This is a genomic window from Pseudomonas sp. P4_B3 (assembly GCF_056402295.1).
In genome coordinates this window covers 129,383-144,467 of sequence record NZ_JBFUHR010000011.1, presented here as the reverse complement: position 1 = coordinate 144,467, position 15,085 = coordinate 129,383, and the positions used below count along the sequence as shown (strand labels likewise).

Here is a 15,085-nt window from a genome sequence, read left to right as displayed (position 1 = left end):
TCGCAGCCTTCGGCAGCTCCTACAGAGAAACGCAAAGCCCCCTGTAGGAGCTGCCGAAGGCTGCGATCTTTTGATCTTTTAAGCCCTGAACTGCCCCAGGCTCGCCTTCAACTGCGCCGCCAAGCCATCCAGCACCTTGCCGCTCGCCGTGGTTTCCACAACCGCTTGAGCTGCCTTCTCAGCCTGGGCGTGAATGGTCTGGACCCGCCCCCGCACTGCCTGCGCGCCCTGCGCCTGATGCGCCGCCGCCTGGGTGGCCAGACCGATCGCTGCATGGACCTGCTCGACCGATGCCTGCACCGACTGCTGCAACCGCGCACTATCACGCAGCACCAGCAAACCCTCGCTGGCCTGGCGCCCGGCCTGACCAATCGCCGCCACCGCCTCACGCGCACCTTGCTGCAACGCCACGATGTGCGCCTGGATATCGCCAGTGGAGCTCTGCGTCTTGCTCGCCAGCGCCCGCACCTCATCGGCCACCACCGCAAACCCGCGCCCCGTCTCGCCGGCACGCGCCGCTTCGATGGCCGCGTTCAGCGCCAGCAGGTTGGTCTGCTCGGCGATGCCGTGAATCACCGTCAGCACCACTTCAATCTGCTCACTTTGCTGCGCCAGGCGCTCGATCACTTGCGCGCCGATATTGACCTGACCCGCCAGCTCCTCGATCAGGCTGCCGACTTTCGTCGAGGTGCGGGTGTTTTCATCGGTGGCCTGGCGAATGTCCACGACCTGCTTGAGCGCCGCCTGCATGGCGTGGCTTTCCGACTGCGCCTCATCAGCCATTTGCGACAGTGCGCGCAAACTCTCCGCCACCTCGTCGCGCTGCATGCCAGCCGCCGCGTCCGCACCAGCGTTGCGCAAGGTCATGGCGCCAATTTCCACGCCGGTACGCTGGGCCACATCGCCCGCCTCGCGCACGATCGGCTGCAACTTGTCCACAAAGCGATTGACCGCCGAGGCCATGTCGCCGATTTCATCCTGGCTGTTGATCTGCACGCGCTTGGTCAGATCGCCCTCGCCCGCCGCCAGGTCATCCATGGCTACGATCAGCATTTTCAGGCGATTGACCACTCGGCGACCGAGCACCACCGCCAACAACAGCAGGACACCGAAACCCACCACCGCCAGACACACACCGATGCGCCAGCGCAATGTCGCAGCGGCTTCCTGCACCGTATTGGTGGTGTTGGCTTTCATTTCAGCCGCCGTGGACTGTGCTGACTGCAGACGCGAGCCCATGGCCGCCGCGCTGTCGGCTGCCGCGCCTTTGAGACTGTCGCCCACCAACTGATCGCTGCTGGCGATCAGGGCCAAGAAGCGCTTGTCGAGAGCCGCGAGATCAGTCTCCACCGAAGCAGTCGAGACCCCCATCAGGACCTTGCCGATTTCCACGCCATTGGGATTGATCGAAGCCTCGACGTAGAAGACCGAAGGATCGCTCTTCGCCGCATCCAGCACCTTGTCCAGCGCACGCTCGCCCTGGCCTTTTTCCAGCAGCGCCTTGTTGATCGGGTTTTCCCGGTTGAGGTAGCGCGTCAGGTGCTGGCCGGTGGCGTCGTCATACACCACGAACAGCACATTGGGATTGCGTTGGGCCCGGCGGGCGAACTCGGAAAGTGTCGGAACGTCGTTGTCCCACATGGCGCGGGGCGCGACGGAAGCCAGAAGCTGCGCCATGTCGCTGGCGGAGTCCTTCAGGTCTTTTTCCAGCGTTGAGCGTAACTGCGCCTGTTCGTCCTTCAGTCGCGAGGACAAACCAGCTGTCAGGCGCTGACGCGTACTGGTGGAGAGGCTGTTGAGGCTCGACGTGACTTCGCGCCCCGCCTGCTCAAGCTCAGCGGAAAGCTTTTGACTGTCCGCACCCAGGCGCTGGCCCAAGTCGGCTTCCAGCGCGGTCACCGTGCTCCGGGTCAGAGCAACAGCTACCAGCACCTGCACCAAAAGGGCGATACCAAGGGTAACGAACACGGGCCGCAACAAACGGCTCTGTAACAACGAGAGAACGGCCGACATTTGAAATCCCTCTGCTTTGGCGCCATTAAATTGATAGCACGCCGGAAGCAATGCTTTTTTAATGTTCACAGCAAAGGTCATGCCGTCCTGCAGACAAATACGACAAAGGCCCCGATTAAGGAGCCTTTGTGTTTTACATCAACGACTTATCAAGCAAACGGATGGCGCAGAACGATGGTTTCGTTGCGGTCCGGGCCCGTCGAAATAATGTCGATCGGCGCACCGATCAGCTCTTCGACGCGCTTGATGTAAGCACGGGCGTTAGCTGGCAGCTCTTCCAGGGTTTTGGCACCCACGGTCGACTCGGTCCAGCCCGGTACTTCTTCGTACACAGGCTGCAGGCCCACGTAGCTGTCAGCGTCAGTCGGGGCAACGCCATTACCTTCCGCATCCTTGTAGCCGACGCAGATGTTGATTGTTTCCAGACCGTCGAGCACATCCAGCTTGGTCAGGCAGATGCCCGAGATGCTGTTCACATCGATAGCGCGACGCAGGATAACAGCGTCGAACCAGCCACAACGACGAGCGCGGCCGGTAGTCGCGCCGAACTCATGACCTTGTTTAGCCAGGTGCGCACCGACTTCGTCGAACAGCTCAGTCGGGAATGGACCCGAACCTACACGGGTGGTGTAAGCCTTGGTGATGCCCAGGATGTAGTCCAGGAACATAGGGCCAACACCCGAACCGGTAGCAACGCCGCCAGCGGTGGTGTTGGAGCTGGTCACGTACGGGTAGGTGCCGTGGTCGATGTCCAGCAACGAACCCTGGGCGCCTTCGAACATGATGTCTTTGCCTGCGCGACGCAGGTCGTGCAGCTCGGCAGTAACGTCCAGCATCAGCGGCTTGAGCAGCTCAGCGTATTCTTTGCATTCGGCCAGGGTCTTGTCGAATTCGATGGCTGGCTCTTTGTAGTAACCCACCAGCATGAAGTTGTGGTAATCCACCAGTTCACGCAGCTTGTCTTCAAAGCGCGGCATGTTAAGCAGGTCGCCCACACGCAGGCCACGACGTGCAACCTTGTCTTCGTAGGCCGGGCCGATGCCGCGACCGGTGGTACCGATCTTCAGCTCGCCACGGGCCTTTTCACGGGCCTGGTCCAGCGCAACGTGGAAGGACAGGATCAGCGGGCAGGACGGGCTGATACGCAGGCGCTCGCGCACCGGCACACCTTTCTCTTCCAGCTTGGTGATCTCGCGCAGCAGGGCGTCAGGTGCAACCACCACGCCGTTACCGATCAGGCACTGCACACCTTCGCGCAGCACGCCCGACGGGATCAGGTGCAAGACAGTTTTTTCGCCATCGATCACCAGAGTGTGACCAGCGTTGTGGCCACCCTGGTAGCGCACTACGGCGGCAGCATGTTCGGTCAGCAGATCAACGATCTTGCCTTTGCCCTCATCACCCCATTGGGTGCCCAGGACTACGACATTCTTACCCATAACACTTGTCCTCATTCGCGCAAACTTGGTGCCGGCGGCGGCCGGCAGGAAAACTCAAGAAGCCAGTGGCGAAACTTGCCAAAGCCCATTCTGCTGAATCAATTGCCGGTCGCAGTCCGCTTCACGGGCGGCGGCCAAAGGTTGCCCAGGCAAGGCCTGAACGACACGCTGACCCTCACTGCGCAACTGGCAAACCTGCTGCCAGAGTGCTGCATCCGTACTGTCAGGCATCCAGATACCGCCAGACGGTAGCTCGATCTCAGCACGCCCCAGGGTCACCAGGGTTTTCAAATCAGTGGAAAAACCGGTCGCCGGACGGGCGCGACCGAAGTCGGCGCCGATGTCGTCGTAACGACCGCCCTGGGCAATGGACTGGCCAACACCCGGTACGAACACGGCGAACACCACACCGGTGTGGTAGTGGTAACCGCGCAACTCGCCCAGGTCGAAATACAGCGGCAGCTCAGGGAAACGCACGGACAGCCGTTCGGCAATCGCCAGCAAGTCGTCCAGCGCTGCCAGAACAGGGGCCGGAGCCTTGGCCAGGCGCTCGCGGGCCGCAGCCAGCACTTCACGATTGCCACACAGATCGACCAACGCCCGCAGCATGCCCGACAGATCGGCAGGCAAGCCCTCGGTCAAGGTAATGACCTCATCGATGGCCTTGCGTTGCAAAGCATCGAACAACTGTTGCTCGACTTCACCGGACAAACCGGCAGCGCGGGCCAGGCCACGGTAGATACCGACATGGCCGAGGTCCATGTGCACATCCGGCACATCGGCCAGTTGCAGCATGGCGAGCATCAGGCTGATGACTTCGACGTCGCTGCTTGGGCTGCCATCGCCGTACAACTCGGCACCCAGCTGAATCGGGCTGCGCGAGGACGACAGGGCACGAGGCTGAGCGTGCAGAACGCTACCGGCATAGCACAGGCGGCTTGGGCCTTCACGACGCAGGGTATGCGCATCGATGCGCGCCACTTGCGGCGTGATGTCGGCACGGAAACCCATCTGCCGGCCCGATTGCGGGTCGATGACCTTGAAGGTGCGCAGATCCAGGTCCTGGCCCGCGCCGGTCAGCAGGGATTCCAGGTACTCGATATGGGGAGTCACGACAAACTCGTAACCCCAGCTCTGGAACAGATCCAACACCTGACGGCGCGCGACTTCAATACGCGCAGCTTCCGGTGGCAGTACTTCTTCGATGCCATCTGGCAGAAGCCAGCGGTCTACCGTTGCCATTACGCCTTCCCCTATATCCGGGCGACCAGCCTGTCGGCGATCCTTGAGTGAAGCAGAAAATGATCGGCTTGCGCGCAAACCACGCGCATGAGCGACGGAGCGAAAAGCCCTTCTACCGGCTTCGCTGACCACTTTCCTCGAAAAACTGTCGAGCCCATCGGCCCGGCATCTGCTTAAAAACAGCAATCAAACATGCAGACGCAAAAAAGCCGGGAATTTCCCGGCTGCCGCATCATACACACGTTTTCCCAAAGGATCACCCCGCCAGAGGTTTTAGCCGCCCGGCGGGAGGATTCAGGTCAACGTCGTATCAAGGCTTGGCTTTTTCCAGGTAGTGGAAGAAGTCGCTGCTTGGGTCGAGGACCATGACGTCGGATTTGTTCGCGAAGCTTTCACGGTAGGCGCGCAGGCTACGATAGAACGCGTAGAACTCCTGATCCTGACCGTAGGCCTTGGAATAGATCGCAGCGGCCTGGGCATCACCATCACCACGAACCTCCTCGGATTCACGATAGGCTTCAGCCAGCAGCACGCGGCGTTGACGATCGGCGTCGGCTCGAATGCCTTCGGCCAGCTCGTTACCCTTGGCGCGGTGCTCACGAGCTTCACGCTCACGCTCAGTGCTCATACGTTCGAACACGCTGCGGTTCACTTCTTTCGGCAGGTCGATGGTCTTGACCCGAACATCGACCACTTCGATGCCCAGTTCTTTTTCAGCCATCTTGTTCAGCGAAGCCGTGATATCCGCCATCAGCGCATCACGCTCACCCGACACCACTTCGTGCAAGGTGCGCTTACCGAACTGGTCACGCAGGCCCGATTCCAGACGACGGGACAGACGTTCGTCGGCGATCTGCTTGAGGCCGGAAGTCGCGGTGTAGTAACGCTCTGCGTCCTTCACGCGCCACTTGGCGTAGGCATCGACCATCACGGCTTTCTTTTCCAGCGTCAGGAAGCGTTGTGTCGGTGCATCCAGCGTCATCAGGCGTGCGTCGAATTTACGCACCTGGTTAACGTAAGGCACTTTCACATGCAGGCCTGGCTGAACATCGGTCTGGACCACGCGACCGAACTGCAGCAACACCGCACGCTCGGTCTGAGCCACGATGTAGAAGCAGTTCCAGGCAGCGATCGCCACGACGACGCCGACAATAAGGGCGATCAGCGATTTATTGCTCATCAGCGACTCTCCCTGGTACGTGCTTGCTGTTGCTGCAGATCTGCTGCCGCACGCGTATTCGCTTCATTGCTGGTGGCTGCCGCACCGCTCATTGGAGTGCTGGTATTGCGACCACTTTCGACCATTTTGTCCAGCGGCAGGTACAACAGGTTGCTCTGGCCGTTCTTGTTGCCGGTCACGAGAACCTTGCTGGTGTTGCTGAAGACTTCCTGCATGGTGTCCAGGTACAGACGCTGGCGGGTGACTTCAGGAGCCTTGCGGTACTCGGCGACCAGTTTGGTGAAGCGATCGGCCTCACCCTTGGCGCGCGAGACGGTTTCGTCTCGGTAACCATTGGCATCCTCGAGGATGCGCTGGGCCTGACCACGGGCTTCCGGCACGACGCCGTTGGCATAGGTTTCGGCCTGGTTGCGCGAACGCTGCTCGTCTTCCCGGGCACGGATCACGTCATCGAAGGCTTCCTGGACTTCGCGCGGTGCCGCTGCGCTCTGAACGTTGACCTGGGTAACGGTGATACCGGTGCGGTAGGTGTCCATGAAGCGTTGCAGACGCTCCTTGATCTCGCTGGCCATCAACTCACGACCTTCGGTCAGGACCTGGTCCATCGCGGTGGAACCCACCACATGGCGCAAGGCGCTGTCGGTCGCGTGCTGCAGGCTGATTTCCGGCTGATCGACGCTCAGCACGAAGTCCTGCAGGTTGCTGATCTTGTACTGCACGGTCAGCGGCACTTCGACGATGTTCTCGTCTTCAGTCAGCATCTGGCCCTGCTTGGTGTAGGCACGCTCACGCGTGACGTTTTCCATGTACTTCCTGTCGATCGGCGGGAAGTAGATGTTCAGGCCTGGACCCACGGTTTCGTAGTACTTGCCGAAGCGCAGCACCACTGCCTGCTCCTGCTCGTCGACAACATAGACCGCGCTGTACAGCCAAACGGCGGCCAACACGACCAGACCGATACCGAGCAGGCCGCCAAAGCCGCCACTCTTGCCCGGACCACCGCCGTCGTCGCCACCACGTTTCTTACCGCCACCGAACAAACCGTTCAGGCTTTCCTGCAGCTTTCGGAAGGCCTCGTCGAGATCCGGTGGCCCCTTGCGGTCGCCGTTGTTACGACGCTTGCCACCCCAAGGATCCTGATTATTCGAGTTGCCACCCGGCTCATTCCAAGCCATAGCGCTCTCCATCTGATAAAGCAAAGACGCACCCACGGCGCGCCGACCAATGCTACAGAATGCCTGTCACCACGGCACAACCGCTTTCCCAGGCTTTTATTGCAAAGTGTGTTGCTCGATGAACTCCATCGGCTGCAATCCCTCGCGGCTTACCAGTCGATTCAACTCGACCCGGGGCAAACGAACGGCCAGCAAACTGATGCCTTCTTCGTCGTGTTCTTCTTTCTGCACCGCACCGAGTTCGAAGAACTGCGCACGCAGTCGAGCGAATCGTTGCGGCAAGCGCAAGGTACCGACAAACAAATCACTGCCCAGTAACTCGGCAATGGCTTGCTCAAGCAATTCCAGACCACTGCCATCACGCGCCGACAGCCAGACCCGTTGGGGCTTGCCGTTTTCGTCGCGCTGGATTTGTGGCTCAACGCCCTCAAGCAAATCGAGTTTGTTATAGACCTCGAGGATCGGCAAGTCCTGAGCACCAATCTCCCCGAGCACCACCATTACCTGCTCGATCTGCAACATGCGATCTGGTTCGGCCGCATCGATCACGTGCAACAACAGATCGGAGTTGCTCGACTCTTCGAGGGTAGACCGAAATGCTTCGACCAGCTTGTGGGGCAAGTGGCGAATGAAACCCACAGTGTCCGCCAGGACAATCGGCCCCAGATCGTCTATATCCAGACGACGCAGGGTCGGGTCCAGCGTGGCAAACAATTGGTCAGCTGCGTAGACGTCGGATTTCGTCACGTTATTGAAGAGCGTGGATTTACCGGCGTTGGTGTACCCCACCAGAGACACGGTAGGAATATCCGCACGCGATCGGCCACGGCGCGACTGTTCTCGCTGGCTGCGCACTTTCTCCAGCCGACCCTTGATCTGCCGCAGGCGAACCCGCAGCAAACGGCGGTCGGTTTCCAGCTGGGTTTCACCCGGGCCACGCATACCGATACCGCCACCCTGGCGCTCAAGGTGAGTCCAGCCACGAACCAGCCGGGTGCTCATGTGGTCAAGCTGGGCCAGTTCGACCTGGAGCTTGCCTTCATGGGTACGGGCGCGCTGGGCGAAAATATCGAGAATCAGACCGGTACGGTCGATCACGCGACACTCGAAAACACGTTCGAGGTTACGTTCCTGACTGGGTGTGAGGATGTGATTGAAAATCACCAGATCGGCCTGTTCGGCTTTGACCAGGTCGCGCAGTTCCTCGACCTTGCCACTGCCAATCAGGGTCTTGGCGGTTGGCCGATGACGCGGCACGTTAAAAAACGCGACGGTCTCGGCACCCGCCGAGTTAGCCAATTCCTGAAACTCCTGCGGATCTTCGCGCGCCTCAGGGTCCTGTCCATCCAAGTGAACGAGGATTACTCGCTCACCACCACCGTGGCGCTCAAAGAACAAAGGAGACTCCTATCAGGCGTTACCTGGCTCAGCGTCACCTGCTTCGGATTCGGTTGCGCTAGGCAGACGAATTGGACGAACCGGCACCACTGTAGAGATAGCGTGTTTGTAGACCATTTGGCTGACGGTGTTTTTCAGCAGGATAACGAACTGGTCGAAAGACTCGATCGTGCCTTGCAGTTTGATACCGTTGACCAGGTAGATGGACACCCCAACTTTCTCTTTACGTAACGTATTCAAGTAAGGGTCTTGTAGCGAATGCCCTTTTGACATGTGCCGCACTCCTTTAAGGATTCAATATAAAAATAGGTAAACAGATGGCTTTGGCCGTCACACCCCCAAGGATAGACGGCAATTGCAAGGACTCAGCTCAATATGGAGACGGTCCCCAGGTATTTCAAGGCGCGCGGCAGATTGTCGCAATCCAGACTGTCCAGCCAATGCAGATCAGTCCAACTGCGCAGCCAGGTGAACTGACGTTTCGCCAATTGGCGCGTGGCAATGATTCCACGCTCCTGCATCTCGGCTGACGTCAGCTTGCCATCCAGGTAGTCCCAGACTTGGCGGTAGCCTACTGCACGTATAGACGGCAACCCGGCATGCAGGTCACCTCTCTTGCGCAGGGCTACGACCTCGTCAATGAATCCCTGTTCCAACATTAAAGTGAATCTTTGTTTAATTCGTTCGTGCAGTACCTGACGATTTGCCGGGGCAATGGCCAAGTTCGCGACAGTATAGGGCAATTGTTGTCGTCCCGAAGCGGCTGCTTCAGTACTTTGCGCAGATTGTTGCATACGCAGGGCAGTCATGCTTTGACCGCTGACACGATAAACTTCCAGCGCCCGACTGAGGCGCTGGGGATCGTTCGGGTGAATCCGCGCCGCAGACTCCGGATCGATCACCGCCAATTGTTCATGCAAGGCTTGCCAGCCAAGGCGTGCAGCCTCTTCTTCGATTTGCGCGCGGACGTCGGGATCGGCCGCCGGCATATCTGCCAGACCTTCAACCAAAGCCTTGTAATAGAGCATGGTGCCGCCCACCAGCAGCGGAATTTTTCCGCGTGCGGTGATCTCCGCCATGGCTTCCAGGGCGTCACGGCGGAAATCCGCAGCCGAATAGCTCTCGGCCGGGTCGAGAATATCGATCAGACGATGCGGATACTGCGCCAGCAGCTCTTTGGAAGGCTTGGCGGTGCCAATGTCCATGCCACGGTAGACCAGCGCCGAATCGACGCTGATCAACTCGCACGGCAGGACCTTGGTGAGTTCGATGGCCAGATCGGTCTTGCCGGCGGCGGTCGGGCCCATCAGGAAAATCGCAGGTGGGAACTGGCTCATCAACGACCGCGCAAGAAGAGTTTGTCCAGATCGTCCAGGCCCAGCTGGGTCCAGGTCGGTCGGCCATGGTTGCATTGACCGCTGCGCTCGGTGCTTTCCATGTCACGCAGCAGAGCGTTCATTTCCGGCAGGGCCAAACGCCGATTTGCACGAACCGCACCGTGGCAGGCCATGGTCCCGAGCAATTCGTTCAGGTGCGCCTGAATGCGGTCGCTGGTGCCGAACTCCATCAGGTCGGCCAGGACGTCGGCGACCAGCCGGTTGGCCTCGGCCTGATTGAGCAGTGCCGGAATCTGCCGGATCGCCAGGGTTTCCGGGCCCAAACGCTGCAATTCAAAGCCCAGACGCTGGAACCAGGCGACATGTTCCTCGGCGCAATCGGCTTCACGCTGACTGACGGCCAGGGACTCCGGCACCAGCAACGGCTGGCCGCTCAGGCCCTCGCTGGCCATCGCCACCTTCAGACGCTCATACATGATCCGCTCGTGGGCGGCGTGCATGTCCACCAGCACCAAGCCCTGGGCGTTTTCCGAAAGAATGTAGATGCCCTTGAGTTGTGCCAGTGCATAACCGAGCGGCGGGATGTCGTCCTGCCCGGCCGGTAGCGCAACGGCATTGGCCTCGGGCAGCGGCGCAAAGAACTCGCGATAGGCGGCCTGCGCTTCGGCGACAGGCACACCGGACTGCGGACGCGGCGTGTATTGATATTGATAACCCGCGCCAGCTCCCGAACCCGCCGGCGTACTGAACGACGGCTGAGCCTGAGGCTGTTCCAGCAGCGCATTGGCGGCCAGGCGCATTTCGCCCTGGGGCCCGAACTCACCGGCTTCGAGACCGGTAGGCCGGACGATGGCCGTGGCAACTGGCGCCGCCAGATGATCGTCCGGCCGCACATCGCCCAAGGCACGGTGCAAGGTGCCATAGAGAAAATCGTGAACCATGCGTCCTTCACGGAAGCGCACTTCGTGCTTGGTCGGGTGCACGTTGACGTCGACGCCGGTCGGATCGACTTCGAAAAACAGCACGAAGGTCGGGTGCCGACCATTGAACAGTACGTCGCGATAAGCCTGGCGCACAGCGTGAGCCACCAGTTTGTCGCGCACCGCACGGCCATTGACGAAGAAATACTGCAAGTCCGCCTGGCTGCGGTTGAAGGTCGGCAGCCCGACCCAGCCCCATAGATGCAGGCCGTTGCGCTCGATCTCGATCGGCAGCGCCTGTTCCAGGAAGCCCGGCCCGCAGATCGCTGCCACGCGCCGGGCACGGGCCGCATCATCATGGGCCTCGTGCAGGCTGAGGATGGTCTTGCCGTTGTGGCGCAGATGGAACGCCACATCGAAGCGCGCCAGGGCCAGGCGCCTGATCACTTCTTGCAGGTGATCGAATTCGGTTTTTTCTGTCTTGAGAAATTTGCGCCGCGCCGGCGTATTGAAGAACAAGTCGCGCACTTCAACCGATGTGCCCACCGGATGGGCCGCGGGCTGCACGCGAGGCGCCATGTCCCGGCCTTCGGTCTCGACCTGCCAGGCCTGATCGGCGTCGCGGGTGCGGGAGGTCAGGGTCAGGCGCGCCACGGAGCTGATCGATGCCAGGGCCTCACCACGAAACCCCAGGCTCATGACCTGCTCGAGGTCTTCCAGGTTGCGGATCTTGCTGGTGGCGTGACGGGCCAGCGCCAGCGGCAGGTCATCAGCGGAAATGCCGCTGCCATCGTCGCGCACCCGCAGCAGCTTGACGCCGCCCTGCTCCACATCGACATCGATACGCTTGGCGCCGGAGTCGAGGCTGTTTTCCAGCAACTCCTTGATCACCGAAGCCGGGCGTTCGACCACCTCACCCGCCGCAATCTGGTTCGCCAGTCTCGGGCTGAGCAGCTCGATGCGAGCGCTGTTGTTCACAACCTGATTCATTCTTTGGCCGCCAGTTCAGTGCCCGGAATAGTCAGGTGCTGACCGATCTTGAGCTCATCGCTCGACAGGTTGTTGGCACTGCGCAGGGTGGCGGGCGACACTTGATAGCGCACGGCGATCATCGCCAGGGTCTCGCCCGGGTTGACGCGGTGGTCACGTGGACCTTGCACAATCTTGCCGGAGTCGCGCAGCCAGGCAATGTAAGTGCCCGGCGGCGGGTTCTGCTGGAAGAACTGGCGCACGCCGCTGCTGATCGAACGCGCCAGCGCCTGCTGGTGGCTGGACGCAGCAAGCTTCGAGGCTTCGTCAGCGTTGGAGATAAACCCGGTTTCCACCAGGATCGACGGAATATCCGGCGACTTCAGCACCATGAACCCGGCCTGCTCAACCCGTTGCTTGTGCAAAGGCGTAACCCGGCCAATGTTGCTCAGCACCTTCTGGCCAACGTTCAGGCTGGACGTCAGGGATGCGGTCATCGACAGGTCGAGCAGCACGCCAGCGAGCATGCGGTCCTTGTCATCGAGGCTGACGTTGCCGGCACCACCGATCAGGTCGGAACGGTTTTCGCTGTCGGCCAGCCAACGGGCCGTCTCCGAAGTCGCGCCGCGATCAGACAGGGCAAATACCGAAGCACCGAAAGCGGCGGCAGAAGGCGCGGCATCGGCATGAATCGAGACGAACAGGTCGGCGCCTTTCTTGCGGGCAATTTCGGTACGGCCGCGCAACGGAATGAAGTAGTCACCGGTACGGGTCAGTTCGGCGCGGAAGCCTTTCATGCCGTTGACCTGCCGTTGCAATTCACGGGCGATGGCCAGTACTACGTCTTTTTCACGCTGACCGCGAGAACCCGAAGCCCCCGGGTCTTCGCCACCGTGACCGGCGTCGATCACCACAATGATATCGCGCTTGCCAGCCGGGGCCGGTGGCAACTTGATCGCCGGTTCCGCAGGTGTGACCGGCACGGCGGGCACCGTGGCGACCGACGGTGTTGGCGCTGGAGGAGGAGCGGCATCCGCGGCGTTATCGAACAGATCGACCACCAACCGGTTGCCGTACTGGGCGTTCGGCGCCAGGGAGAAGCTCTTCGGCGTTACCGCCCTTTTCAGATCGATAACCACCCGTAGGTCGGTCGGCGTGCGTTGAGCCGAGCGCATGGCGGTAATCGGGGTGTTCGAGGTGTTGACGTTGAGCGGCGCACCGAGGGTCGCGCCATTGATGTCGATGACCAGGCGATCCGGAGCCGTCAGGGTAAAGACGCTGTGTTGCACCGGGCCGGTCAGGTCAAACACCAGTCGTGTGTTGTCCGGTGCCCGCCACAGACGAACACTGTTGACCTTCGAATCGGCCACAGCGTCGACGGTCACCGCCAAAAACAACACCCCTACGGCAGCCACCAACGCGCGAAAGCGCATACCTAACCCCATCATCTATTTGGATTCCAATGCCAAAGCGGCACACCAGGCCTCGCCACGCGAGCCCTGGGATAAAATTTTCAGCGAACGCCCGCTGTCTTGCGGGCTAATGGTAATGGTCAGGTCGGGCTTTGGCAAAAAGCCTGCACCTTTGTCGGGCCACTCGATCAGACACAGGGCATCGTCTTCGAAGTAGTCGCGGATACCGAGGAACTCCAGTTCCTCCGGATCGACCAGACGGTACAAATCGAAATGGAAGGCGCGAATGTCGCCGATCTCGTAGGGCTCAACCAGGGTGAAGGTCGGGCTTTTGACTGCTCCGACATGCCCAAAGCCGCGGATGATGCCTCGGGACAACGTGGTTTTGCCCATCCCCAGGTTGCCCTCGAGGAAGATCAGGCCATGGCCTTGGGTGATTCGGGCAATGCGTGCTCCAAAGTCGCTCATGGCCTGCTCATCGGCCAGGTACAGGGTTACTTCAGACACGGTGCTTGCTCCTCCAACAACTGACGAATGGCTGGGATCAGATCACTGGCCGCCAGCCCACGGCCGAATTTTCCTTGTTGCTCGCCGGCATTGGCGTGCAGCCAGACCGCCAGGCAGGCTGCGTCAAATGGCTCCATGCCCTGGGCCAGCAATGCGCCGATCAACCCGGCCAACACATCGCCCAAACCGGCGGTGGCCATGGCCGGGTGCCCCTGATGACACAGCGCCAGACGCCCATCGGGATGGGCGATCAGGCTGCCGGCACCTTTTAAGACGACGACAGCTGTATATTTTTTGCTCAATGCATGGGCCGCTGCCGGTCGATCGGCTTGAACCTGTAGCGTACTCATTCCAAGCAAACGCGCCGCCTCGCCCGGATGCGGGGTGATCACGCAATCCTTGGGCAAACTCACACGCTCCTCGGCCAACAGGTTCAGCGCATCGGCGTCCCAGACTTGCGGCAGCGGTGCGTTGGCGGCGGCCGACAACAAGCTGCGCCCCCAACCCGCCTGCCCCAGCCCCGGACCGACAACCAACACGGAAACTTTTTGCAGCAAAACCATCAACTGATTGGCCGACGAAGTGCCCAGCACCATCGCCTCGGGGATCCGCGCCAGCGCGGCGGACACGTGTTCGCTACGGGTCGCCACCGACACCATGCCCGCCCCGCTGCGCAGCGCACTTTGCGCGCTCAGCAGAATCGCGCCACCCAACCCGCGATCACCACCGATCAGCAGCACATGGCCGAATCGGCCTTTATGGGAGGTCGGGGTCCGGGGCGCTGGACGCGGAAGGTTAGCGGCCGTCAGACGACGAGCGGTGAACGCCGCGCCACCAACCAACTGCGAATCGGCGTGCAAGTCATTGAACACCAGTTCGCCCACCACATCCGCCGCACCACCGGTGAACAACCCCACCTTCAAGCCAATGAACGTGACCGTCAGGTCGGCATGCACGGCATGACCATGGATGCGGCCCGTATCAGCGCACAACCCTGACGGAATATCCACCGCCGCAACCGGCAGCCCGCTGGCATTGATCGCGCCGATGGCGCTGGCATACGGCTCACGCACATCACCGCTCAGGCCGGTACCAAGCAAAGCATCCAGCACAATGCCGCGCAATCCGGATTGTGCGGTCCAGGGCTCGATGAGCACGTTTTCGGACACCGCCTCGGCATGGGCTAACGCCGCATCGCCCTGCAAGCGCTGCGGATCCCCCACCGCCAGCACCCGCACCGACCAACCGGCACGCTGGGCCAGCGCTGCCACCAGGTACCCGTCCCCGGCATTGTTGCCATGACCGGCCAGAACGCTCAGCTCGTTCGCTGTCGGCCACTGCCGCACCAGCGCCCGCCACGTCGCCCGCGCCGCGCGCTGCATCAATTCGAAGCCCGCTGTGCCGGCGGCAATCAGGCTCGCGTCGAGTGCTCGCACCTGGGCGGCGCTATACAGCGCGTCGGGTAATTCATCTTTAGTGTGCGGCATGCGTCT

General features: G+C 61.0%; 12 protein-coding genes. All 12 read right to left on the bottom strand.

From position 1 onward, the window contains the following. Nucleotides 1-78 precede the first annotated feature (78 nt). Nucleotides 79-2,013: a methyl-accepting chemotaxis protein gene (locus tag AC1DWG_RS15020; protein ID WP_477763663.1), complete on the bottom strand. Its 1,935-nt coding sequence runs from the start codon at nucleotides 2,011-2,013 to the stop codon at nucleotides 79-81. Between the two features lie 149 nt (nucleotides 2,014-2,162). Next, a complete protein-coding gene (locus AC1DWG_RS15015; protein WP_477753169.1) occupies nucleotides 2,163-3,452 on the bottom strand; it encodes an adenylosuccinate synthase in 1,290 nt (429 codons plus the stop codon). Between the two features lie 54 nt (nucleotides 3,453-3,506). Continuing rightward, nucleotides 3,507-4,694 (bottom strand): ATP phosphoribosyltransferase regulatory subunit, encoded by a 1,188-nt coding sequence (locus tag AC1DWG_RS15010; protein ID WP_477753168.1) that lies wholly within the window; start codon nucleotides 4,692-4,694, stop codon nucleotides 3,507-3,509. Between the two features lie 310 nt (nucleotides 4,695-5,004). Beyond that, on the bottom strand, nucleotides 5,005-5,874 hold the full coding sequence (gene hflC, locus AC1DWG_RS15005; RefSeq protein WP_007973264.1) for a protease modulator HflC: 870 nt from the start codon (nucleotides 5,872-5,874) through the stop codon (nucleotides 5,005-5,007). Next, nucleotides 5,874-7,049: an FtsH protease activity modulator HflK gene (gene hflK / locus AC1DWG_RS15000; RefSeq protein ID WP_477763664.1), complete on the bottom strand. Its 1,176-nt coding sequence runs from the start codon at nucleotides 7,047-7,049 to the stop codon at nucleotides 5,874-5,876. The genes hflC and hflK overlap by 1 nt, the downstream gene beginning before the upstream one ends. 96 nt (nucleotides 7,050-7,145) lie before the next feature. Continuing rightward, nucleotides 7,146-8,447 (bottom strand): ribosome rescue GTPase HflX, encoded by a 1,302-nt coding sequence (gene hflX, locus AC1DWG_RS14995; protein ID WP_008048071.1) that lies wholly within the window; start codon nucleotides 8,445-8,447, stop codon nucleotides 7,146-7,148. A 12-nt stretch (nucleotides 8,448-8,459) separates the two neighbouring features. After that, complete coding sequence (gene hfq / locus AC1DWG_RS14990; protein WP_007902656.1) at nucleotides 8,460-8,720, bottom strand: RNA chaperone Hfq; 261 nt, start codon at nucleotides 8,718-8,720, stop codon at nucleotides 8,460-8,462. Between the two features lie 92 nt (nucleotides 8,721-8,812). Continuing rightward, a complete protein-coding gene (miaA, locus tag AC1DWG_RS14985) occupies nucleotides 8,813-9,784 on the bottom strand; it encodes a tRNA (adenosine(37)-N6)-dimethylallyltransferase MiaA (RefSeq protein WP_477763665.1) in 972 nt (323 codons plus the stop codon). Further along, nucleotides 9,784-11,694 carry a DNA mismatch repair endonuclease MutL gene (gene mutL, locus AC1DWG_RS14980; protein WP_477787953.1) on the bottom strand — a complete coding sequence of 637 codons (1,911 nt, stop codon included), beginning with the start codon at nucleotides 11,692-11,694 and terminating at the stop codon, nucleotides 9,784-9,786. Before mutL ends, miaA begins: the two co-directional genes overlap by 1 nt. Then, complete coding sequence (locus AC1DWG_RS14975) at nucleotides 11,691-13,121, bottom strand: N-acetylmuramoyl-L-alanine amidase (RefSeq protein ID WP_477754993.1); 1,431 nt, start codon at nucleotides 13,119-13,121, stop codon at nucleotides 11,691-11,693. The genes mutL and AC1DWG_RS14975 overlap by 4 nt, the downstream gene beginning before the upstream one ends. Further along, nucleotides 13,122-13,592, bottom strand: coding sequence for a tRNA (adenosine(37)-N6)-threonylcarbamoyltransferase complex ATPase subunit type 1 TsaE (gene tsaE, locus AC1DWG_RS14970; RefSeq protein WP_150727883.1), 471 nt, complete (start codon nucleotides 13,590-13,592; stop codon nucleotides 13,122-13,124). After that, entirely contained in the window at nucleotides 13,580-15,079 is a 1,500-nt protein-coding gene (locus tag AC1DWG_RS14965) for an NAD(P)H-hydrate dehydratase (RefSeq protein WP_477787952.1), read from the bottom strand. Before AC1DWG_RS14965 ends, tsaE begins: the two co-directional genes overlap by 13 nt. Nucleotides 15,080-15,085 lie beyond the last annotated feature (6 nt).

What these genes read in the sequence shown, in the direction of transcription:
- hflC (WP_007973264.1), bottom strand. Translation starts at nt 5,874, where the DNA reads ATGAGCAATAAATCGCTGATCGCCCTTATTGTCGGCGTCGTCGTGGCG.
- AC1DWG_RS14965 (WP_477787952.1), bottom strand. Translation starts at nt 15,079, where the DNA reads ATGCCGCACACTAAAGATGAATTACCCGACGCGCTGTATAGCGCCGCC.
- AC1DWG_RS14975 (WP_477754993.1), bottom strand. Translation starts at nt 13,121, where the DNA reads ATGATGGGGTTAGGTATGCGCTTTCGCGCGTTGGTGGCTGCCGTAGGG.
- miaA (WP_477763665.1), bottom strand. Translation starts at nt 9,784, where the DNA reads ATGAGCCAGTTCCCACCTGCGATTTTCCTGATGGGCCCGACCGCCGCC.
- AC1DWG_RS15020 (WP_477763663.1), bottom strand. Translation starts at nt 2,013, where the DNA reads ATGTCGGCCGTTCTCTCGTTGTTACAGAGCCGTTTGTTGCGGCCCGTG.
- AC1DWG_RS15010 (WP_477753168.1), bottom strand. Translation starts at nt 4,694, where the DNA reads ATGGCAACGGTAGACCGCTGGCTTCTGCCAGATGGCATCGAAGAAGTA.
- hflK (WP_477763664.1), bottom strand. Translation starts at nt 7,049, where the DNA reads ATGGCTTGGAATGAGCCGGGTGGCAACTCGAATAATCAGGATCCTTGG.
- hfq (WP_007902656.1), bottom strand. Translation starts at nt 8,720, where the DNA reads ATGTCAAAAGGGCATTCGCTACAAGACCCTTACTTGAATACGTTACGT.
- mutL (WP_477787953.1), bottom strand. Translation starts at nt 11,694, where the DNA reads ATGAATCAGGTTGTGAACAACAGCGCTCGCATCGAGCTGCTCAGCCCG.
- AC1DWG_RS15015 (WP_477753169.1), bottom strand. Translation starts at nt 3,452, where the DNA reads ATGGGTAAGAATGTCGTAGTCCTGGGCACCCAATGGGGTGATGAGGGC.